Source organism: Sphingomonas aracearum (assembly GCF_003345355.1).
GTDB lineage: Bacteria > Pseudomonadota > Alphaproteobacteria > Sphingomonadales > Sphingomonadaceae > Sphingomonas > Sphingomonas aracearum.
The window spans coordinates 994,707-1,017,621 of the sequence record NZ_QQNB01000002.1 but is presented as its reverse complement, the minus strand read 5'-3'; the positions used below and the strand labels follow the sequence as shown (position 1 = coordinate 1,017,621).

The 22,915-nt window shown below is 67.3% G+C and carries 12 protein-coding genes and 1 tRNA gene; 7 read left to right on the top strand and 6 right to left on the bottom strand.

The window, feature by feature from the left end:
• Positions 1–60: 60 nt before the first annotated feature.
• Entirely contained in the window at positions 61–747 is a 687-nt protein-coding gene (gene gpmA, locus DVW87_RS12140; RefSeq protein WP_114688000.1) for a 2,3-diphosphoglycerate-dependent phosphoglycerate mutase, read from the top strand.
• Positions 748–798: 51 nt separating this feature from the next.
• On the opposite strand, the gene DVW87_RS12135 is transcribed toward gpmA, so the two are convergent.
• Together DVW87_RS12135 and DVW87_RS12130 are read right to left on the bottom strand one after the other, a co-directional pair.
• On the bottom strand, positions 799–5,400 hold the full coding sequence (locus DVW87_RS12135) for an NAD-glutamate dehydrogenase (RefSeq protein ID WP_114687999.1): 4,602 nt from the start codon (positions 5,398–5,400) through the stop codon (positions 799–801).
• A 56-nt stretch (positions 5,401–5,456) separates the two neighbouring features.
• Entirely contained in the window at positions 5,457–6,710 is a 1,254-nt protein-coding gene (locus DVW87_RS12130; RefSeq protein WP_114687998.1) for a PAS domain-containing protein, read from the bottom strand.
• Between the two features lie 166 nt (positions 6,711–6,876).
• On the opposite strand from DVW87_RS12130, the gene DVW87_RS12125 reads away from it, so the two are divergent.
• Together DVW87_RS12125 and DVW87_RS12120 are read left to right on the top strand one after the other, a co-directional pair.
• Positions 6,877–6,952 (top strand) — tRNA-Thr (locus tag DVW87_RS12125).
• 151 nt (positions 6,953–7,103) lie between these two features.
• The gene (locus DVW87_RS12120) at positions 7,104–8,321 is read left to right on the top strand and encodes a tyrosine-type recombinase/integrase (protein WP_114687997.1); all 1,218 of its coding nucleotides are present in this window, start codon (positions 7,104–7,106) and stop codon (positions 8,319–8,321) included.
• Between the two features lie 134 nt (positions 8,322–8,455).
• On the opposite strand, the gene DVW87_RS17820 is transcribed toward DVW87_RS12120, so the two are convergent.
• The 3 genes from DVW87_RS17820 to DVW87_RS12115 all read right to left on the bottom strand — a co-directional run bounded on the left by DVW87_RS17820 (position 8,456) and on the right by DVW87_RS12115 (position 12,580).
• Entirely contained in the window at positions 8,456–9,697 is a 1,242-nt protein-coding gene (locus DVW87_RS17820) for a site-specific DNA-methyltransferase (protein WP_147276265.1), read from the bottom strand.
• Positions 9,694–10,029 (bottom strand): DNA methylase, encoded by a 336-nt coding sequence (locus DVW87_RS17815; RefSeq protein WP_147276264.1) that lies wholly within the window; start codon positions 10,027–10,029, stop codon positions 9,694–9,696. Before DVW87_RS17815 ends, DVW87_RS17820 begins: the two co-directional genes overlap by 4 nt.
• Before the next feature lie 901 nt (positions 10,030–10,930).
• Positions 10,931–12,580 carry a ShlB/FhaC/HecB family hemolysin secretion/activation protein gene (locus DVW87_RS12115; protein WP_114687996.1) on the bottom strand — a complete coding sequence of 550 codons (1,650 nt, stop codon included), beginning with the start codon at positions 12,578–12,580 and terminating at the stop codon, positions 10,931–10,933.
• Between the two features lie 140 nt (positions 12,581–12,720).
• Between DVW87_RS12115 and DVW87_RS12110 the strand changes: the two genes are divergently transcribed.
• Both DVW87_RS12110 and DVW87_RS12105 read left to right on the top strand, forming a co-directional pair.
• On the top strand, positions 12,721–15,114 hold the full coding sequence (locus DVW87_RS12110) for a FecR domain-containing protein (RefSeq protein WP_114687995.1): 2,394 nt from the start codon (positions 12,721–12,723) through the stop codon (positions 15,112–15,114).
• Positions 15,115–15,232: 118 nt separating this feature from the next.
• Positions 15,233–17,527, top strand: a complete 2,295-nt coding sequence (locus DVW87_RS12105) for a putative bifunctional diguanylate cyclase/phosphodiesterase (protein ID WP_114687994.1) — start codon at positions 15,233–15,235, stop codon at positions 17,525–17,527.
• Positions 17,528–17,738: 211 nt separating this feature from the next.
• Here DVW87_RS12105 and DVW87_RS12100 read toward each other — a convergent pair whose 3' ends face one another.
• Entirely contained in the window at positions 17,739–18,341 is a 603-nt protein-coding gene (locus tag DVW87_RS12100) for a TetR/AcrR family transcriptional regulator (RefSeq protein WP_181814817.1), read from the bottom strand.
• 108 nt (positions 18,342–18,449) lie between these two features.
• Between DVW87_RS12100 and DVW87_RS12095 the strand changes: the two genes are divergently transcribed.
• Both DVW87_RS12095 and DVW87_RS12090 read left to right on the top strand, forming a co-directional pair.
• A complete protein-coding gene (locus DVW87_RS12095) occupies positions 18,450–19,709 on the top strand; it encodes an efflux RND transporter periplasmic adaptor subunit (RefSeq protein WP_114687992.1) in 1,260 nt (419 codons plus the stop codon).
• A gap of 6 nt (positions 19,710–19,715) precedes the next feature.
• Positions 19,716–22,913, top strand: coding sequence for an efflux RND transporter permease subunit (locus tag DVW87_RS12090; protein ID WP_114687991.1), 3,198 nt, complete (start codon positions 19,716–19,718; stop codon positions 22,911–22,913).
• Positions 22,914–22,915 lie beyond the last annotated feature (2 nt).

Below are 22,915 nucleotides of genomic sequence, written 5' to 3'. Positions count from 1 at the left end.
GGTTGCGGTGTTTGCTCTCTATCAGCGGCGGCGAGCCCCGCAACAAGGAGAGACCGCCTCATGCCGACCCTCGTTCTCATTCGCCACGGCCAGTCCGCCTGGAATCTCGAGAACCGCTTCACCGGCTGGTGGGACGTCGACGTGACGGAGCAGGGGGCGGCCGAAGCCCGCGCCGCCGGCGAGCTGATGGCGGCCAAGGGGCTGGACTTCGACCTGACCTTCACCAGCCTGCAGACGCGCGCGATCAAGACGCTCAACCTGGCGCTGGAGGCGATGGGGCGGCTGTGGCTGCCGACGGAGAAGCATTGGCGCCTGAACGAGCGCCATTATGGCGGGCTGACCGGGCTCAACAAGGCGGAAACCGCGGCTCGCCACGGCGACGAGCAGGTCCATGTCTGGCGGCGCAGCTTCGACATCCCGCCGCCCGTGCAGGAGGCCGGCTCCGAGTTCGACCTGTCGGGTGACCGCCGCTATGCCGGCATTCCCATCCCGCAGACCGAGAGCCTGAAGGACACGATCGCGCGCGTGCTGCCTTATTGGGACGAGCGGATCGCGCCGGCGCTGAAGGACGGCCAGCGCGTGCTGATCTCCGCGCACGGCAACAGCCTGCGCGCACTGGTGAAGCACCTGTCGCACATTCCGGACGACGAGATCACCGGGCTGGAGATCCCGACCGGCCAGCCGATCGTCTACGAACTAGACGACCAGCTGAACGCCACCGATCGCTACTATCTGAGCGAGCGCTGACGCCGCTTCGCCCGCTTCCGTTCGCCCCGAGGCGAACGGAAGCGGGTGGCGTTACCTTCCCAGCAGCACGCGGGCCTGGCCGGCGATCTGCGCCAGCATCGCCGCCGACGTGGCAGGCGCGGTGCGCGCGCGATCGACCAGCGACCTGAACTGGCGGACCCGCGGGGCGTTCGCCGCCAGCCATGCCTCCACCGCGGCGCCCGGATCGGCAGCCCCGCCGCGGCGGAGAAAGTCGAGCCGGAGCTGCTGGAAATCGCGGGCAAGGCCGGCGAGCAACAGGCGTTCCCACGGGTCGTTCGCCTCGATGCCGGCGGCATGGGCCTGCGCCCAGTCGAGCCCCAGCGCTTCGCCGAGGCGCGTGAAGGCTCGCGCCAGCACGACCTCGTCCAGGCCCAGCGCGGCGCCCAGTTCCGACAGCCCGATCGCCCCGTCCATCTCGAACACGCGCACGATGCGGGCGACCAGGTCGGCCGGAACCCCGGTCGCCTCCAGGCGCGCGGCAATGGCGGCGGATTGCGCGCTCGCTTCCGCCAGCAGCAGCTGCTTGGTCTCGCGATCGAGATGCGCGAAGCCCTCGCGGACGCGGGCGAGCACCGCGCCGGGCGCCGTGCCGGGTGCCGCCAGGCGGAGCAGGTCGGCGATGTGGCCGCGCAGGGCCCGGGCGACCTCGTCCAGCGCGGCCAGCCGCGCCGCCTCCGGCATGAGGGCGTCCTCGATCGCCGACCAGAGCGCCGGGAGGTCGAACAGGCGCTCGGCCACCACGAACATGGCGGCGATATCGGCCATCGCCGCGCCTTCCTCCTCCGCCAGCTCGAACGGGTGAAGCACGCCCATGCGGTTCACCATCCGGTTCGCGAGCTTGGTGGCGACGATCGGCCCGCGCAGGCGGTGCGCATCGATCGCCGACGCGAAGGCAACCCGCATCGCCTGCGGGAAGGCGGCGTGGAGATCGGGCAGCATCGCCTCGTCGGTGGCTAGCGGGCTTGCCTCGATCGCGTCCTGCAAGGCGAGCTTGGCGGTGGCCAGCAGCACGGCGAGCTCGGGCCGGGTAAGGCCGGTGCCTTCCTGGCCGCGGCGCAGCAGGTCGTCGTTGCCGGCCAGCCCCTCCACCGCACGGTCGAGCCGGCCGGCATTCTCGAAGATTTCGAGCAGGCGGACATAGCTGGGCACGTCCCGCGCGCCTTCGCGCTCCATGATCGACAGCGCCAGCGTCTGCAGGCGATTGTCCTCCAGCACAAGGCCGGCGACATCGTCCGTCATGCTCGCGAGCAGCTCGTTGCGCGGCTCATAGGCGAGCCCGCCCTCGATCACCTCGCGGTTGAGGGCGATCTTGATGTTCACCTCGTTGTCCGAGCAATCGACGCCGGCCGAATTGTCGATGAAGTCGGTGTTGATGCGCCCGCCCCGCGCGGCAAAGGCGATGCGCGCGGCTTGCGTGACGCCGAGGTTGGCGCCTTCGCCCACCGCGGTGACGCGCAGGTCCTCGGCATTCACGCGCAGGCGGTCGTTGGCGGGATCGCCCACCGCCACGTTGTTCTCCGCCGCCGCCTTCACATAGGTGCCGATGCCGCCGAACCACAGGAGGTCGGCGGGCGCGCGCAGGATCGCGGAAATGAGCGCGGCGGGTTCCAGCTCGCTCGCCTCGATGCCGAGCGCGGCCTGCACCTGCGGGGAGAGCGGGATCGTCTTGGCGGCGCGCGCGAAGACGCCGCCGCCGGGCGAGATCAGCGCGCTGTCATAATCGGCCCAGCTCGATCGCGGCAGCGCGAACAGGCGGGCGCGCTCCTCCCAGCTCCTCGCCGCGTCAGGCGCAGGATCGAGGAAGATGTGGCGGTGGTCGAAAGCGGCCAGCAGGCGAATGCTCTTCGACAGCAGCATGCCGTTGCCGAATACGTCACCCGACATGTCGCCGCAGCCGACGACGCTGAGGGGCTCGCTTTGCACGTCCACGCCGCGTTCCGCGAAGTGGCGCTGGACGGACACCCAGGCGCCCTTGGCCGTGATGCCCATCGCCTTGTGGTCGTACCCCACCGATCCACCGGAGGCGAAGGCATCGCCCAGCCAGAAGCGGTGCTCCAGCGCGATCGCATTGGCGACGTCGGAAAAGGTCGCCGTGCCCTTGTCGGCGGCGACCACGAAATAGGGGTCCTCGCCGTCGTGGACGACCACGCCGTCCGGGTGCACCACCCGATCCTCGACGATGTTGTCGGTGATCGACAGCAGCGTCCGGATGAACACGCGATAGCTTTCCGTGCCCTCCGCCAGCCAGGCGTCGCGATTGGTTGGGGAGGGCAGCTGCTTGGGGTAGAAGCCGCCCTTCGCGCCGGTCGGCACGATCACCGCGTTCTTCACCCGCTGCGCCTTCATCAGGCCGAGGATTTCGGTGCGGAAATCGTCGCGGCGGTCCGACCAGCGCAGGCCGCCGCGCGCGACGGGGCCGGCGCGCAGGTGGATGCCCTCGATCCGCGGCGAATAGACCCAGATCTCGCGCCACGGCACCGGCGAGGGGAGAAGGGGAATGCGCGAACTGTCGAGCTTGAAGGCGAGCGCGTTGTTCGCGGCGGGCGTCCAGGCGTTGGTGCGCAGGCAGGCGGCGATCACGTCGCGGTAAGCCCGCAGGATGCGGTCGTCGTCGATCGCGGACACGGCGTCGAGCCCGGCGGTGATCGCCGCATCGGCTGCCTCGATCGCCGCGGCATCGGTGCCCCGCGAGGGATCGTGCGCCGCGCCGAAGCGCTCGATCAGCGCCGCCACCAGCACAGGCGCGCGGCGCAGCGCATCGGCAACCGTGGCCAGGCCATAAGGCAGGCCGGCCTGGCGCAGATAGCGGAACCAGGCGCGCAGCAGCACCACCGAACCAGGCGCGACGCCTGCCTCCAGGATCAGGCGGTTGAACGCGTCGTTCTCGGCCCGGCCCTCCAGGACGGAGGCGACCGCGCCTTCCAGCACGTCCGTGTCGCCGGCGACGGACACGCCCTCCACCAGGAAGTCATGAACATAGCCGCGCGCTTCGTCGGTCAGGGCGGTCGGGATCTCCTCGATCACCCGAAAGCCGAAATTCTCCAGCACCGGCACCGCGTCCGAGAGGGCGAGGGGCCCGCCGCTGCGATAGACCTTCAGGCGGGTGGCGCCCTCGGCCGTGCGCACCAGCCGCACGGCGCGGCTGCCGGCATCCTCCAGCGTGGCAAGCGCCAGGATGTCGCGCGCCGCCTGATCCGCCGTTGCGGCATTGCGATAGCCGTTGGGGAAGGTGCCGGCATGGCGCAGCGCCAGGCGGGTGGCGCGCGCGGGCTCCACCAGCTCCGCCAGCGCCGCTTCCACCGCGGGCGCCCAGCCGCGCACCATGCGGGCGATGCGCACGTCCAGCGGCGCGACCTCCGGCATCTGCCCGGCGCCGCGCAGGTCGAACGTGTAACGGATCAGCGCCACCGTCGAATCCTCCAGCGCCACCGACCAGTTGAGCATGGCGCCGTTGCAGGCCTGCGCCAGCAGGTCGCCGATCGCGACCCGGCGGGCGGTGGTCAGGTCGTCGCGGGGCAGCCAGACAAAGGCGAACAGATGCCGGCCCAGCGTGCTGCGGACGAGCGACAGCTTGGGACGAGGCCGGTCCGCGAGGCTCATCGCGGTGAGCACCAGCTCTTCCAGCGCCGCTTCCTCGAAGGCGACGACGAGGTCGTGGGGCAGGGCGGCCAGCGCATGCGCCAGCGCCTTGCCGGTATGGCCGCGCGGGTCGAAGCCAAACTTGGCTTCCATCGCGCTCAGCCGGGCGCGGAGCACCGGCACGTCGCGCGGTGCGGCGCCCAGGGCCGCGGAGGTCCACAGCCCGGCATGGAGCGACACGCCGGCGATCCGGCCATTCTCGACGATCGGGACCAGAATCAGGTCGAGCGGGACGGTGCGATGGACGCCGGAAATCCGGTTCGACTTCAGCAGCAGCGGCACCGCGCCGCCGTCCGCGAAATATTCCAGCGCCAGATCGCGGGAACGCTCCGCCAGCAGCGGCGGCTGGCGATCCGGACGCGCAAGGCCGAGCGCGGCGACACGGACGTCGCCGCGCCATTCCTCCTGCGCGAGCAGCGTGAGGTTGCCGTCCAGGAACCAGCGCAGCAAGGCGGCGCCCTCGCCATCGATCCGCGCGGCATCGGCGGCCAGCGTGGCCTTCATCGCGTTCCAGTCGGACACCGCGTGGCGCACGTCCTCCAGATTGGCGGCCAGCGCGGCTTCCAGCTGGCGGCGCTCGCGCGCGTCGGCGCGCTCCATCTCCAGGTAGATGAGCGATTCAAGGGTGCCGCCGTCGTCCAGCCCGGTCAGCATACCCTCCGGGTCCCGCGCGACCCGCAGCACCGGGTGGATGATGCGCTCCACCGCGATCCCCAGCGCGCCTGCCGTCGCGGCGATCGAATCCACCAGGAACGGCATGTCGTCGTTGACGATGGCCAGCCGCATCCGCCGGTTCGGGTCGTTGCCGGACACCGGCTCCAGTTCCATGGCAACCGTGCCTTCCGCGCGGCGCATCGCCACGCGCGCCACAAAGGCGGCGGCGGCGCTGCGCTCCTCGGCACCGAAGCCCTGCACCTCGCCGGGCAGGGCGCCCTCGGTCAGACGCTGGTCGAGAAGAGCGGCGAGCGATTGCTCTGAAGCGATGGTCGGCATGGCGCGCCTATGCGCCCGCCGAACGGCGACCTCAACCCTTGCCGCAGGTGCGAGACTTACGCTGCAGCGCGGCGAAGCGCCCGGTCGGTGAGCGCGGGATCGTCGGCAATGGCCGCCATGATTTCCACGCCGTCGCCGTGCGCACGGGCGAGCAGCACCAGATATTCGCCCTGCGCCCGTCCGGAATCGAGCTTCACCGTCGCCAGGGCAGGGCGGTTGTCCAGCGACGGGGCGGGCTTTGCCCGGCGCGCCGGCGTGCGAGCGGCGCGCTCCGCCTTGACCACGCCCTTGATGCCGCCTTCCTGTGCATCGAGAAACGCGGCCAGTTCGCCGGCGGGAACCCCGTGCCGCTCGGCATGCGACAGCACGGCGGCGAACTCGGTCACGCGGGTCTTGTCGTAATCGGCGCCGAACACGAGCTTGACGATCGGCGTCATCGGCGCGCGGGCCTGGGCGGTGATGCCGGCGGCGTCGCGCAGCGCGACGTACCCGTCCGGATCCTCGCCCGCGGCGATCGCGAAATCATGCGCACGGGACAGCGCGCGATAGAGCGCGGCGCGGCTGCGCGTGTCGGCAGCGCGCACGGCCGCCGCCGTCTGCTGCGCGAGGAGGAGCTGGTCCGGCAAGGAGGCGGCGAGGGTCAGCGGCTCCTCGGCCAGCGTCTGCGCCGCTTCGGGTTCCTCGAAGCCGCCGCTCGGGCCATCGGCCCAGACCGGGGCGCTGGGCTTGGGCGCGGGCGCCTGCGTCAGCGAGGCCTCGACCTCGGCATCGAGCCGCGCCTGCGTCTCGGCATCCACCAGTTCCTTCCAGTTGATAACGCCGTAGATGAAGTCGATCGTGTCCTCGTTCGAGGAGAAGGGCATCAGGATGCCGCGGTACAGCGTGTTGTTGCCGCGGGTGCCGACGAACTCGGCCTCGAACCCGATCGGCGCGCGATTGGCGATGATCTGGAGGTAATGGTCGGTCAGCCGCGACAGCAGCGAACGCGCCGGCACATCGGAGATGTGCGTGATGGAGGCATCCAGCGCGCATTCCTCGCGCAGGGCACGGCCGAGATAGGCGATCGCCGGATTCTCGATCCCCTGCGAGAAATCGAGCAGCACGCTGTGCGGCCCGAAATCGACGATGCCTTCCGGGTTGAGATCGTGGATCGAGGGGTAGGCGCGACCGCCGAGCAGGGACACCCAGTGATTATAGGCGCGCACATGCATGCGGCGCTCGTCGGTACCCATCTCCAGCGGCGGCACGTCGCCCGCCGGTTCCTGGCCTCGATCCTGACGGTCTTCCCCGTACCCGCGGGCGGTATCCATGCGCACTGCTTCCCCACTTGCCGCTTCGTGGTGCGGCCCTTTGGCAGCGTTGTGCGCCCCCGATGGTAAACACCGCGTAAAGGCTGGGCCGCATCGTGGCGCTTGTCAGGCCGCGGGCGACCTGCTACGCGCCGCCGCCTCCACTCCGCAGATCCTGCGGCGGCGGGCCGCTTTAGCTCAGTTGGTAGAGCATCGCATTCGTAATGCGGGGGTCACAGGTTCGAGTCCTGTAAGCGGCACCAGTACATATTGAGAACATGGTAGAAAACCGCAGAAATCTGCGGTATATTGGCTCCTGCGGGTCCCACGGTTTCCCAGTTTGTTCCACCGTGGTCCACCCAAAGTGGACCACGAATCGGTGGACCACGAACATCGCAGGAGGCGTGGTCCACCATGCTTACGACCGTGCAGATTCGCGCGCTGAAGCCCGAAGCGCGTCCGTACAAGGTTCCTGACAGCGAGGGGCTGTTCCTGCTGGTGCAGCCTACCGGCGCGCTGCTCTGGCGATTCCGTTACAAGGTGTTCGGCGTCGAGCGGAAGCTGTCGCTCGGGACCTTCCCCGAGGTGAGCTTGCAGCAGGCGCGCCGGCTGCGAGACAATGCCCGTGCTGACGTGGAGGAAGGCGGCGACCCTGCTGCCGAGAAGCGGCAGAAGCGCCTGGAGGCTGAACTCGCGGCGAAGACCACCTTCGAGCTCGTCGCCACCGAGTACATCGAGAAGATGGAGCGGGAGGGCCGGTCGCCGGCCACCATCAAGAAGGCGCGTTGGTTTCTCGAACTGCTAGGCGGCATCGCCAAGCGCCCGATCGCTTCGATCACGCCGCATGAGCTGCTCGACGTGCTGAAGCGCGTCGAACGTCGCGGCCATCACGAGACGGCGGTTCGGCTCCGCGCCTTTGCTGGTCGCATCTTCCGCTATGGTTTCGCAACGCTACGTACAGAGAAGAATCCCGCCGACATCCTGCGCGGTGCGCTGACGGTTCCGCAGGTGAAGCATCATGCGGCGATCGTGGAGCCTAAGAAGGTGGGCGAGCTGCTTCGCGCGATTGAGGACTACAAAGGTCGGCCGGAGACCCTCTACGCGCTTCGGCTAGCGCCGCACGTGTTCCTTCGGCCCGGCGAGCTGCGCCAGGCCAAGTGGAGCGAGATCGATTTTGCGGAGAAGGTCTGGCGCGTGCCCGCCGAGCGTATGAAGATGAAGCAGCCGCACGCGGTGCCGCTCTCACGGCAGGTGCTCTTCATTCTGCAGGACCTGCGGTCGCTCGCTCGTACGAGCGAGTTCCTTTTTCCGGCGCTGCATACGACACGTCGCCCGATCTCCGAGAATACCATGAACGTCGCGCTCCGGCGGCTCGGGTTCGAGCACGACGAGATGACGAGCCATGGCTTTCGCGCGCTGGCGAGCACGCTGCTTAATGAATCGGGTCTGTGGCACCCCGACGCGATCGAACGCGCTTTGGCACATGGTGAGAAGGATCGGGTTCGCGCGGCCTATCATCGCGGGGCGCATTGGGACGAGCGGGTGCGCATGGCGCAGTGGTGGTCCGACTATCTCGATCAGCTTCGGGTTGGCGGGAAGGTGATCAAGGTCAAGTTCCGCAAGCGGACATGAGTGTTTCGGAGTAGCGGCACTCGGCCTCGCGGACCTAGTTTATTACGCGAGCGATGCGACTCGCCTGCTCAGGGGGCTGGTGCTATCTGGGAGGTCATGTTCGAGAATGATCTGAAGGCGCTCGTAGAAGCGCACTACCCTAACTCTGTTCCGACTTCAGCCATGATAGAGCCGACATCTACCCGGACGTCACCGTAGCGGCTGTCACCCGCGACCATGATTGCCTTACCGCCCGGCGCGAGCTTGTCCCGTAACTTGCTCAACACAACTGCCATGTCTTGGAAGTAGGCTTCTACCATCGACACGAGGTTTGGATTCCACAGACGATGTCGCACCCTGTCTAGATCCAGTAGCGTAAGTGCCAAAGTCGGCGAGCCAAGATCTGATCCGCCGGGGGACCAGGAAACCTGAACGTGGGATCGAAGTGTCGAGAGGCGGAGCGCTCTGTTCGATGCCGAGTCGTCCAGATATCCGAGCATCCATAGTTCAAGATTATAAACGTCGGTGTAGTCGAACGAGTTCGGATATGGCGGAGAAAACACGGCCACGTCGGCTTGTTCTGCATCATCCAGGCGAACGCGGGTATCGCCTCTGATAATCGTGACGTCAGCTCGCGTTCTACCGCTGAACTCTTTCAGATCTCTGGCGGCGCGCGCAACGGCATCATCAAATAGCCTATCTACTTGATCTGCGGTCACGCGGCGCCGCATCCAGCCGCCGCGATAGCGTCGCCCCTTACCGTTCACCACAACATTGCTTGCTTCGATCAAAATGCTGCCGAGCAAGACTCTGAGCATGCGACGAGCGTCCTCGTCGTCAACTGCCATTAGGCCTGCTCGGAGTGCGAGGATCCGGTCCATTGCTTCCGACCAAAATACGAAACGACCGCCGACGCCCGGCTCCCGTAACGATGCGGGCGCGCCTGCTCCTGGCGACAACGAGCCGGGATCCACCGCCTCTGCGGCATCAACGCAGGCCACATATGCGTCTGCAAGCGCGGTAGGGCGGAGGGGCGTGACTTTGGCCTCAATTAAGTCGGCCAAAAACGGGTTCACCTCAGTGGTTGTGCACCGCACGCCGAGCAACGAACAGGTCAGCGCCGTTGTGCCGCTGCCTCCGAATGGATCAATGCAATGGGTCGGCGGGCGATCAAGGGAGGCTAGCGCGTCTACTACGAATTTGGGTGAGAACGCTTCCTTGAATTTCATCCACCGCTGAAAAGCGAGATCTGCTGCGCCTGTGTTGGTTGATGGAAGCGCCGTGATGTCATACGCTCGCAGCCAGTTCTCAATGTCGCGGGTGCCAGTCGCCGCATTGACGACGCGCCGCGCGGACGAAAGCGTCTCACTCAAATCTGCGGTCCAAAATGCAGTCATGATTGAATGGCTTCCGGCTGGAGAGGAGAATCCGCAATTAGGTCGTTCATCGCTGACATTAGCGCGCGTCGCTCGCCCTCAGGCAAAGCCTCTAATCGGCGGCGCCAGCGCTCAGCTTTGCGCTTCAGACGCTCTCGCTCTCGGAAATCATCACCGAAATGGCTGTAGTCATGCAGGACTGGAGATGGTTTGAAGTTGTGCCAGACCGCTTCCTCGCGAAGGCCTACCTGTGACCCCACATCAAACTCTGTTTTATGCCAGCCCGGTAGAAGCTGATCGTAAAGTTCTGAGGGGTACCCTGAAATCATGACTGCACAGGGCAATTCTGCCAAATATCTTAAGAGGCGAACATGCTCAGCCTCATCTAAGTCATGCCGGTACACACGCGACTTTCGGCGCGTGCAAGGAAGATATGGCGGATCCGCGTATATTAGGTAATCTGGAGTGATCTCATGTGACCGCAGAAACTCGAAGGCGTCGCCATGCGTGATCGTGGTCGATGCAGTCTGCCGTCCAGACCAAGATGATATTACGTGTTCGTCAATCTCAATGCCAATGCTCAGTTCCGCCGGGCGCTTGTTCCGTAGTACCGCGCCAGATCCGAGGAATAGCTCAATGTAGACTCTGTGAGGCGGCATCAGATTGATGATCCTCTGGTAACAACGCCCTTTTCCACCTGCGTAAGCCATGCCTAGCCATCGCCATATTTGACGAGGATAGCAAGAAAAATCCGACAAGCTCATTCGATTGTGACGGCTTGAAGAGGGCAGCCAGGCGCAGCGCCGGCGTGTGTTCGGTGGATGCGAAGGCACTGCGATAGATCGAGCAGCGACTTCGCTGATCGCCTCGGGCGAAACGCTGATCACTAGCAGGCGTGTGAAAAGGTCCTAGAAAGTGCCAAACCGGTTCGTTCGGCGAAGGTGCGTGTCCGTCTTCCGGACCATTTTTGTGGGTGGACCACAAGTGGACCACGGTGGTCGGAGAGCCAGAGAACCCACACTTTTCCGCCGTTTATCCGAGCCAGTGTGAGTCCTGTAAGCGCACCACCTTCTTTATAACCCTTCCACAGGAAATCGCGGGATTCTTCTGTGCGCCGGAAAGGCGACGCAATCGCGATGCGGTATCACGCACTCGCGCACGCCCGCGATCGACACTTGCGCCGCGCTTCCCAGCGCCGCGCTTCCCACCCGAACGCGGACATTCGGCGGCAGCGCATTGCTGTGGGCTTCTGAACTAGAAACGCTTTGAGAGCCGGAAGTTGACCACGGGATCGCTGTCGCCGCTATCATAGCGTAGTCCGGACAAGGGAAACGCCAGTCCGATATCGGCGGAGAAGGTGCGCGCGAGCGTGGCGCGGACGCCGCCGCCGGCGGAGAACAGGGTTCCGGTCCCGAAGCCGTTCTCGAGATTGGTCACCCGTCCGCCATCCACGAAGGTGTAGAGCTGCGGCTTGCTGACCGGACCGGCGTGATCGAGCACGTTCAGGCGTAACTCGCTGGACGCCATCACGCCGTCGTCGCCGCTCCGCTCGCTATAATCGTACCCGCGCAGAAAGGAGCCGCCACCCAGGCCCGTCTCCTCCGAGACCAGCAGCGGCTGGAATGCCTTCTGGCTCGCCACGCCAAGTTGTGCGGAAAGCGGCCCGGCAACCGCGCCCGACCATTCGGACCAGAGCGAGATGCTCGTGAAGGTGCCGTCCGCATCGCGGCGCGAAGCCAGCGGATCGTCGGCTTGCGTTGCATCGAACAGGTCGATCCCCTGTGCCACCGTCACGCCCGCGCGCAGGCGCCCGCCCGCCAGCGGGGAGAAGCCATAGGCACCAAGGCGCAGGACGCTCAGCCGGTCGCGGCGGATCAGGCGATCGGCCCGCTCCTGCTTGACCGTGCGCAGGCCGAACGAGCCTTCGAGCCACAGGCTGCCGGTGCGGCTGCGCAGAAGCGGCTGCAACACGCCGACATTGACCGTCCAGCTGCGCCCCGCGATGTCATAATCGCGCAGGTACGCACCGGGGCGGGTCCGCGACCCTGAGACGGCGATCGATACTTCGGTCCCGGCCGTGCTCACGCGCTTGCCGTAGCGCAGCCGCGCATAGGCGAATTCGCGCGGGTCGACCGGCGTGGCAAACGCACTCAGGCTGAGCGAGTCGTCCTCGGCGAGCAGCTGGGCGACCATGACCGTGACGTCCGCCTGAACCGGGCCGACCGGGCGTGACCCGTCGTTGCCGATGCCGATGCGCGCCGATAGCGGATCGCTGCCCATCTCGACCACGAGGATGTTGCGCTCGCCCTCGCGCACCAGCCGGCTGCGCCGCAGCCACAGGCCGTCGATGTCGCCAGCGAGCAGCAGGCGCCGCTCCAGTTCGGCCAGGGTCACGTCCGATCGGCCGCGGAGCGGCGTCAGCGCCGCCAGTGCCGCGTCATTCTTCACGCCGACCAGGCGGATGTCGTCGATCCGCCCCTCGTCCATGGTCACCCGGATCGTGCCGGCCACCATGCTCTGCGGCAGGATGGTCGCGGACGCGAACGGATAGCCACGGTCGCGCGCACGGGCGGCGAGCGCATCGGCCAGGCCCCCCAGGGCGGCGGGCGAAAGCGTGCGGCCGACATAGATTTCGAAGATGTCGGCGAAATCCGATGGGTGCAGCTGCTGCAGGCCCGCCAGCGTGACGGCGCCGACGGTGATCGGCGCGCTGCCAACGGCAACCGTTCCGCCATCGGCGGGCACATCTACCGGCGCCTGCGTCTCGGGAGCGGCGGGCTTCGGCGCCTTTTCCACCACGCGCGAGGGATCGACGCGATCCAGTGCGGTCTGCGCCCGCACCACACCGGGCGCAGCAAGGGCGGGCAGGATAGCCGCAATCTGAAGAAAGCTGAAACGCGCCACGCAGGTCCCCGGAAATCACTTCGGGTCCCGAATAATCCGCAGTCGCTAAGACTCTCTGAAAGTTACCTGCCCGTTCAGGATCTTCCCACAGCATTTCCATACGGTGCCTGGATCAAGGCGGTACCAACAAGGGGACCGTCATGAAGAATCGAGTTCTATCGCTTGTCGCAGCGGCGATACTCGCGTCCGCGAGTTCGCAGGCGATGGCGCAATCGCTGGGCTGGCGCATCACGGAGGCATCGGGCAAGGTGACCGTGCTGCACCAGGGTGTCAGCCGCATCGCGCAGCGCGACGGTGAGGTCGCGCCGGGCGACCAAGTGGTTGTCGGTGGCAACGGCCGGGCTGTGCTGGTGCGCGGTCGCGACTTCGTGACGGTCTCCCCCAACAGCCGGGTCACCGTTCCCGCGGCCGACCGCGGCGGTTTCCTGAAGATGGTGCAGGACTGGGGCAACGCCATCTTCAAGATCGAGAAGCTGGGCGTGCCCCATTTCGGGGTCCAGACCCCGTACCTTGCTGCCGTCGTGAAGGGCACGACCTTCTCCGTCACGGTTGATGCAACCGGCACCTCGCTGCAGGTGGTCGAGGGTGCGGTGGAGGTGGCGACGCTGGACGGCGGCGCGCGGGATCTGATCCTGCCCGGTTCCGTTGCCACGATCAGTGCCGCGGATCGTTTTCAGCTCCGCGTGGCCGGCGACACGGACCGCGTTATCAACTCGCCCGCGCATCCGCAGGCGCCTGCGGATGCTCCCGCCCCCGCTGCCGATCAGGCTCCGGCGACGACGCCCGCCGTGGCCACTTCCACGCCGGGCGAAACGGCATCGCCGGCGTCGGCGGTGATCGGGGCGGCGGCCACCGTGGCCGTCTCCGGCGTTGCCGCCGGTCCCGCAGCCGCAGCGATCGTGCGCGACACGGCTCCGGCTGCCGAGACGTTCGACAACATGGCGGCCGCTGCCGTGATCGGGGAGCGGATCTCCTCCAAGCCGTTCGACCTGTCGTCGGCCACCGGTGGCCTGGTCACCGGGATGGCGGGCGCGAGCACGGTGCTGGCGGCGGTGCGGTCCGAAACCGTGGCGGTTCTGCCGACTGCGGCCACGGCGACCAACCTGGTAGCGGCGCCCCCGGCCGCGGCACCCCCCCCGGTCAAGGAGAGCGGAACGGGCAGCAGCGTCGCACCGCCGAATAACGCGGGGGGCGGAAAGGCGCCCGAACCTCCGGCGACGGTCGCCGACAAGCCGGCGGCGAACCCGGCAACGGGTGCGGCCGACGTTTCCGTACCGGGCAAGGTGGACGAGAAGCCTGCAGCCGATGCCGGTACAGGCGGCAATGCTGGCCCCGGCAAGAACGATGACATGCCAAGCGTGGACCCGGACAAGGGCCCCGGCGACAACGCCGGTGCGGGGAAGAACGACGAGAAGCCGGACACCCCCGGCAAGGGCGACGACAAGCCGGCCGCGGCCCCGGACAAAGGCCCCGGCGACAACGCCGGTCCGGGGAAGAATAACGAGAAGCCCGACACGCCCGACAAGGGCGGTGACAAGTCGGGCGTAGACCCGGACAAGGGCCCGGGCGGTAACTCCGCTCCGGGGAAGAATGACGAGAAGCCGGCCGATACCGGAAAGGGCAACGACAAGCCCGGCAAGGATGCGGCGGTCGACGGCAACAACGGCAAGGGCAACGACGACAAGGCCGCCAAGGACGCCGCCAAGGCGCAGGAGCAGGCGCAGAAGGACGCCGCCAAGGCCGCGGAGGATGCGGCAAAGCAGGCCGCGAAAGATCAGAAGGACGCCGAGAAGGCAGCCGCCGATGCCGCCAAGGGCAATGACAAGCCCGGCAAGGACGCGGCGATCGACGGCAACAACGGCAAGGGCAACGACGACAAGGCTGCCGAGGACGCCGCCAAGGCGCAGGAGCAGGCGCAGAAGGACGCCGCCAAGGCTGCCGAGGATGCGGCAAAGCAGGCCGCGAAAGATCAGAAGGACGCCGAGAAGGCAGCCGCCGATGCCGCCAAGGGCAACGGCAAGCCGGGCAAGGACGCTGCGGTCGACGGCAACAACGGCAAGGGCAACGACGACAAGGCCGCCGAAGACGCCGCCAAGGCGCAGGAGCAGGCACAGAAGGACGCCGCCAAGGCCGCGGAGGATGCGGCAAAGCAGGCGGCCAAGGATCAGAAGGACGCCGAGAAGGCAGCCGCCGATGCCGCCAAGGGCAACGACAAGCCGGGCAAGGACGCGGCGATCGACGGCAACAACGGCAAGGGCAACGACGACAAGGCCGCCAAGGACGCCGCCAAGGCGCAGGAGCAGGCGCAGAAGGAGGCCGCCAAGGCTGCCGAGGATGCGGCAAAGCAGGCCGCCAAGGACGGGAAGGATGCGGCTAAAGCGGCGGCGGACGCCGGCAAGGACGCGGCCAAACCCGACACGCTCGTGGAAGCGGTTGCCGATACCGTCCGCGGTGTCGGGAAGGGGATAGCCGGCCTCGCAGGAGCAGGTGGCGAGGCCGCTGACGCGATCCTCTCCGGCAAGGGGAAGAGCTGACCGTTCTCGTCGGCGACTTCCGGCCGGCGGAGCGCTGGCGGCGTCGGCGACAGTATTGACACGGCTTTAGGGAAGTTCGTGCCATTCTGACCGCTTCCCCGGACCTTGCGGAGCGGAAATGAAGGTAGCTGTTCGCCCGACGTCGTGGTTGCTGATCGCCAGCACGATCGCCACCCTTTGCCTGCTGCTGGTCGGGGTGGATGGTCCGCTCGACCGCGCGCTGGACCCGTTGCGCATCGTCGCTGCCCCCCATGAGGCAAAGGGCAAGCTTCTGGTCGTCGAGATGGACGCGGAAAGTGCCGCCGCCATCCGCCAGTGGCCTTGGCCGCGCGAGAATTATGCGCAGGTGATCGACCGGCTGCACGCCGCCGGGGCCGCGTCGATCGTCTTCGACGTGGATCTCTCCGCCGCCTCGTCTCCGGCCGGCGACGCTGCCATGGCGGCGGCGATCAAGCGCGCCAATGGTCTGGTCGCGCTGCCGACCTTCGCCCAGCGATCCCGCACCGGCGAGCGCCGCAGCATCGATGCACTGCCGATCGCGATCCTGCGCGAGCATGCCGCTCTCGCCTCCGTCAGCATCGCCCCCGACCGCGACAGCATCATCCGCCAGGCGCCGTTCGGCACCATCACGCAGGGCACGCCGCGGCCGTCCCTTTCCGCGTACATCGCCGGACGCTCGGGAGCGGCGGATACCTTCTTTCCGATCGATTATACCATCAACCCTGCCAGCCTGCCGCGGCTGAGCTTCGTGGCGGTGCGCGACGGGCGCTTCGACCCGCGCCTCGTGCGCGGACGCAACATCCTGATCGGCGGCACGGCCGTGGAGATGGCCGATCGCTACGGCACGCCGCACTGGGGCGTGCTGCCGGGAGTGATCGTCCAGGCGCTCGCCACCGAAACGCTGCTGCGCGGAGTGCCGAGCCAGCCGGGCCCATGGCCCATGCTTCTCCTGGCCGTGGCGCTGGGGTGGCTGATCGCGCGCAGCGGCCGCCCCGCAACCCTCGCTGGCGCGACGCTTGGCGGCGTCCTGCTGCTCTTCGCCGTCGCCGTGGTCCTGCAGAGGAGCGGCGTGGTGGTGCCGCTTGCTCCCGGCCTTCTCCTGCTGCTGCTCGTCTCCGGCGGTCGCGTGGCGCTGCTCGTGCTGGATCGTTTCCGCACGCAGCGCATGGTTGACGAGAGCTCGGGCCTGCCGAACCGAGCGGCACTGCTGGCGGCTCCTGCCGGAAACGAGCGTCCGCAGCTCGCGGTGGTCCGCATCGCCGAGTTCGATCAGCTCGTCGCCGTCCTTGGCGCTCGGCTGGAGGGAGACCTCATCCGGCGGATCGCCGATCGCGTGAGTGTCGCCGCCGGCGGGGCGATGCTTTATCGGCTCGCCGACCGTCTGCTGGCCGTCGAGTTGCCTCCCGTCGGCGATGCCGGGGAGCTGTTTGCGCGGCTGCGCGCGATCATGCTGCAACCGGTGGAGGTGGAGGGGCGGCGCGTTGACGTGATCGTCTCGATCGGGCTGGTGGATGCCGACCCGCGCGACAGGAAAGCCGCCCTCACCAGCGCTGCCCTTGCGGCGGAAGAAGCGGCGCGCGAAGGCGTGTTCTGGCGGGTGGCGGAAGCGGACCAGTCTCAGCTGGAGCGCCAGGTGACCCTGATGGGCGAGCTGGACGACGCTCTCACGAGTGGCGCCATCGAGGTGCACTACCAGCCCAAGCTCCTGCTGTCGGAAAACCGCATCGTCAGCGTCGAGGCGCTGGTCCGGTGGCGACACCCCGAACGCGGCTTCATCGGCCCGGATGCCTTCATCCCGCTGGCCGAGCAGACCGATCGCATCGGTCCGCTGACCGTTCATGTGCTGGAGACGGCCATGCACGACCAGGTGCGGTGGCGCCTGCTCGGCCATGACGTGACCATCGCGGTGAACGTGTCGGCCCGCCTGGTCGCTTCCGCCGATTTCGAGCAGGACGTGCGCGCCATCCTGCGCAAGGATGTCGGCGATCCGTCCCGCATCATCTTCGAGGTGACGGAATCAGCGACGCTGACCGATCCCGAAGCCGCAGTCGCCGCGCTGCACCGCTATCGCGCGCTGGGCATCGGCATCTCCATGGACGATTACGGCACCGGCCAGTCGACGCTGAGCTACCTGCGGCAATTGCCGCTCGCCGAGCTGAAGATCGATCGCAGCTTCGTACAATTCTCGCATCGGAACAGGAACGACGGGCTGATGGTCCGCTCGACGATCGATCTTGCGCATAGCCTGGGGCTGAAGGTGGTGGCCGAGGGGATCGAGGAAGAGGCATGCCTGGCCTTTCTGCGTGAACTCGGCTGCGACTATGCCCAGGGCTATCACATCAGCCGACCGCTGCGCGCCGAGGCGCTCGTCCAACTGTTGAGTGCCCGATCGAACCTCGACCAGGTTGCCTAGAACCGTGATGCAGGCCGCGCACCGCGCCGATCGGCCGTGAGGACGGGGTAATCAGCAAGAGCCTTGGTCCGCTGTCCGCAGGAGTGACGGGCAGCCGATGACTCTCCGGCCCGGCTGAGGCATGCTTTCGTGGCGGGGCGATGTCCTACCATGCCACCGCGCTCGGGAAGGGCCCGCGAGGCTGAGGGCGCCGACCCGTCTCCTGCCCGGGTCATTCGGCCAGCGCGCTGATCCGCTCGTCGATGATCTTGGATACGTAGCGGAACATCGGGTCGTACTTGCGGCCGGGATCAAGCGCGCGTCGCATGGTGATGCCGATGCCCAGCGCCAGGATGAAGTTCATCAGCGCATCCTGTTCTTCCGAGCACTCGCGGTCGGACGTGACCGCGGCAAGCGCGGCGGAGAGGCTTTCGCGAATCCGCACGTCGATGCACCGGTTGAGATCGGCGATTCGCTGGTTGCGGCCGGCTTCCGCGACGATCTCGCTCATCAACCGGCATTCCTCGGCGCTGTCGTCGCTGAAGACGAACCGATCCATCCAGTCCCGAACGGCGGCGAGATCCTTCGCCTCCATCGCCGCGCGCAGCCGATCCTCCTCCAGCCAGGCGGTGACGTCCCGCTCGCAGATCGCGGCGATGATGTCCTCCTTGTTGCTGAAATCACGGTAGATCTGGCCCACCTTGATGCCCGAGGCGGCCGCGATCTGCGCCATGCCGGTCTGGTGAAAACCCTGATCGACGAACAACGAGCGGGCGGTCGCCAGCAGGTGCTCGCGCCGCAGATAGGCCCGCGTCGGCTCGGCGTCTTCGGCCATTTCTTCCTTCTTCCCAGTTCGGGTTGCCATGGCGGCAGCCTCTCCATATAAGCCCGCCACCTATGTGAGTGAGCGATCACTCACAATACCTGTTTACCGGATGGTGGCATGAATAAGATCGCAGTGGCCTTCGGATTGGCGCTGATCGTCGGAGGCTGCGGGGGCAAGGACGCCCAGCAGCAGCAGCAGCAGCAGGCGGCCGCCGGACCGCCGCAGGTGGGCGTGGTCACCGTGCGCGAGGAGCCGGTGACGCTCAGCAACGAGTTGCCGGGCCGCACCAGCGCCTATGAAACGTCCGAAGTGCGCCCGCAGGTGAACGGCATCGTTCTTGCCCGCTTGTTCGCGGAAGGCGATCTGGTGCGCGCGGGCCAGCCGCTCTACCGCATCGATCCTTCTCCCTACCAGGCGCAGGTGGCCAGCGCGCGTGCGGCGCTGGCCCGGGCGCGTGCGTCGATCGCCTCCACGTCCGCTCTGGCGCGCCGCTATGGCGAGCTGGTCCGCATCAACGCGATCTCGCGGCAGGAAGCGGAAAACGCGACCACCGGCGCGCAGCAGGCGCGTGCCGACGTCGCAGCGCAGCAGGCGGCGCTGCGGTCCGCACAGATCGACCTTGCCCGCACGACCATCCGCGCCCCCATTTCGGGCCGCATCGGCCGATCGACCTTCACGACCGGTGCATTGGTGACGGCCGCGCAGACCGAGGCGCTGACCACCATCCAGCGGCTCGATCCGATCTATGTCGACATCCAGCAGTCCAGCGCCGACGTGCTGCGCCTGCGCCAGCAGGTGCTGGCCGGCGACCTGTCGCGCGGTGGCGGCGCGGCGCGGGTGCGCCTGAAGCTGGAGGACGGCAGCACCTATCCCGAGGAAGGCCAGCTGAAGTTCACCGACGTGACGGTTGATCCGACCACGGGCAGCCAGGTGATCCGCGTGGTGTTCCCCAACCGCCGCGGCCTGCTGCTGCCGGGCATGTACGTGCGTGCCGAACTGGTCGAGGGCACGAAGCAGAACGGACTGCTGGTGCCCGGCCGCGCCGTTTCGCGTGATGAAAAGGGCAATCCGACGACCATGGTGGTCGGCAATGACGGCAAGCTCCAGATGCGTCAGCTGACCGCGCCGCGCATGGTGGGGCAGAGCTGGCTGGTCACCGCCGGGCTCAAGCCGGGCGAGAAGGTCGTGATCGAAGGCGCGCAGAACCTGCGCCCGGGTGCGCCGGTCAAGGCCGTGCCGGTGCGCGAGGGCGCGCAGCAGGGCGGCGGCGCCCCGGCGCAGGGCCAGGCTTCGCAGGGGCAGGCACAAGGTCAGGCTCAGGGTCAGGCCCAGGGTCAGGCCCAGGGTCAGGCCCAGTCTCCGGCACAGGCGAAGTAAACCCCCATGTCACGTTACTTTATCGACCGGCCGATCTTCGCCTGGGTCATCGCCATCGTGCTGATGCTGGCGGGTGCCATCGCCATCCGCAGCCTGCCGATCTCGCAGTTCCCGGCGATCGCGCCGCCCACCGTCACGATCAACGCCACCTATCCGGGTGCCGATGCCGAGACGCTGGAACGCACGACAACCCAGATCATCGAGCAACAGCTCAAGGGCATCGACAACCTGCGCTATTTCTCGGCCTCGTCCTCGTCGGCGGGCCGGGTGACGATCACGCTTACCTTCGAACAGGGCACCAATCCTGACATCGCGCAGGTGCAGGTGCAGAACAAGCTGCAGGCGGCCACCTCGCTTCTCCCGCAGGAAGTGCAGCGCCAGGGCGTCACCGTCGCCAAGTCCGCTGCGAGCTTCCTTCTGGTCGCCGCCATCTATTCCGCCGACAACAGCCACACCGCCAACGACCTGTCCGATTATATCGTGGCGCAGGTGCAGGATCCGGTCAGCCGCGTGAACGGCGTGGGCGAACTTCAGGTGTTCGGCACGCAATATGCCATGCGCATCTGGGTCGATCCGCTGAAGCTGCGCAGCTACAACCTCACCGTCGAGGACGTGACGGCCGCCGTGCAGGCGCAGAACGCGCAGGTTTCGGCCGGCCAGATCGGCCAGCTGCCCGCGCCCAAGGAGCAGGAGCTGAACGCCACCGTTTCGGTGCAGACGCGTCTCCAGACGCCGGAGCAGTTCGGCAACATCCGCCTGCGCTCGGTTCAGGGCGGTGCGGTGGTGCGCCTGCGCGACGTGGCGCGGGTGGCGCTGGGCGCCGAGATCTACGGCTTCGACACGCAGTTTAACGGCCATCCGGCGTCCGGCTTCGGCGTGCGCCTGGCCACTGGCGCCAACGCGCTGGACACCGTGGATGCGGTGAAGGCGGAGATCGAGCGGATCGCCAAGGGCTTTCCGTCCGACGTGAAGGTCGTTTACCCGTACGACTCCACCCCGTTCGTCCGCCTGTCGGTCGAGCAGGTGGTGCACACGCTGATCGAAGCGGTGGTGCTCGTCTTCCTTGTCATGTTCCTGTTCCTGCAGAACTGGCGGGCGACGATCATCCCGACCATCGCGGTGCCGGTGGTGCTGCTGGGCACCTTCGCGGTCATGTCCGCGCTGGGCTATTCGATCAACACGCTCACCCTCTTCGGCATGGTGCTGGCGATCGGCCTGCTGGTCGACGACGCGATCGTGGTGGTGGAGAATGTCGAGCGCCTCATCCAGACCGAGCACCTCACGCCAAAAGAAGCGGCCCGCCAGTCGATGGACGAGATCAGCGGCGCGCTGATCGGCATCGGCCTGGTCCTGTCCGCGGTGTTTCTGCCGATGGCGTTCTTCGGTGGATCCACCGGGGTGATCTATCGCCAGTTCTCGATCACCATCGTGTCGTCCATGGTGCTGTCGGTGCTGATCGCGCTGATCCTCACCCCGGCGCTGTGCGCCACCATCCTGAAGGAGCATGATCCCAAGAAGCAGGAAGGCAAGGGCCTGTTCGGGCGCTTCTTCCACTGGTTCAACACCACCTTCGATCGCGGAACCGAGAAGTATGAGGGCGGCGTCAAGCGCACCGCCCGCAGCTGGAAGCGGTCGGCGCTTCTCTACCTCCTGATCGTCGGCATCATGGGCTTTGTGTTCATGCGCCTGCCCAGCGGCTTCCTGCCGGAAGAAGACCAGGGCACGATGATCGCGCTGGTGCAGGCCCCTCCGGGCGCCACCCTGGGGCGCACCCAGAAGGGCCTGGATGTCGTCCGGGATCACTTCCTGAAGGATGAGTCCGCCAACGTCGCCAGCGTGTTCACGATCAGCGGCTTCTCCTTTGCCGGCCAGGGGCAAAGCGCGGGCATGGCCTTCGTCAAGCTGAAGGACTGGGAGGAGCGCAGCGGCGCCGAGAACCGTGCACCGGCCCTGGTCGGCCGGGCGATGGGCGTGTTCTCGCAGTACAAGGATGCCAGCATCTTCGCGCTGGTGCCGCCGGCCGTGCAGGAACTGGGCAACGCGACCGGTTTCGACATGTGGCTGGTGGATACGGGCAATCTCGGCCACGGCGGGCTGCTGGCCGCCCGCAACCAGCTGATGGGCATGGCCATGGGCGACAAGCGCGTGGCGCAGGTCCGTCCGCTCAGCCTGGAGGATGCGCCGCAGCTCAACGTCGATATCGACCAGGACAAGGCGGGTGCGCTGGGGCTGGATATCAGCTCGATCAACAGCGCCATCTCCACCGCCTGGGGCGGCGCCTATGTGAACGACTTCCTGGATCGCGGCCGCACCAAGCGCGTCTACATCCAGGCCGACGAGCCCTATCGTCAGTCGCCGCAGGACGTCAGTGACTTCTATGTCCGCAGCAGCGGCGGGCAGATGGCGCCGTTCAGCGCCTTCTCCACCCTGTCGTGGAAGCAGTCGCCAACGGTGCTGACCCGGTATAACGGGCGACCCGCCATGCAGCTGCAGGGCGCGCCGGGCGAAGGCCTGAGCACGGGTGCGGCGATGCAGGCGATGGAGGAGATGCAGGGCAAGCTGCCGCCGGGCACCTCGCTGGAATGGACCGGCCTGTCGTTCGAGGAACGGCTGTCCGGCGGCCAGGCGCCCGCGCTGTACGGTTTGTCGCTGTTGATCGTGTTCCTCTGCCTTGCCGCGCTGTACGAAAGCTGGTCGGTGCCGATCGCAGTGCTGCTGGTGGTGCCGCTCGGCGTGCTGGGTGCGGTGCTGGCGGCGTGGCTCACCGGGCTGAACAACGACATCTACCTGCAGGTGGGCCTCATCACCACGATCGGCGTGTCGGCGAAGAACGCGATCCTTATCGTCGAGTTCGCGGAAGAACGCGTGCGAGCCGGCATGAACGCCTTCGATGCGGCGGTGGAGGCGGCACGCTTGCGCCTCCGTCCGATCCTGATGACGTCGCTGGCGTTCATCTTCGGCGTGATGCCGCTGGCGATCTCCACCGGCGCCGGCGCCGGCGGCCAGAACGCCATCGGCCGCGCCGTGGTGGGCGGCATGTTCTCGGCCACGGTGCTGGCGATCTTCTTCGTGCCGATGTTCTTCGTGGTCGTGAGCCGATTGTTCGGCCACGGCCGCGAGGACCGGCCGAGCGCCGCCACGGATGCCGCGCCCGATGCCGGCCACACACCCTCCGATCGCGGCACCGCGCCGCAAGGGGCCTGAAT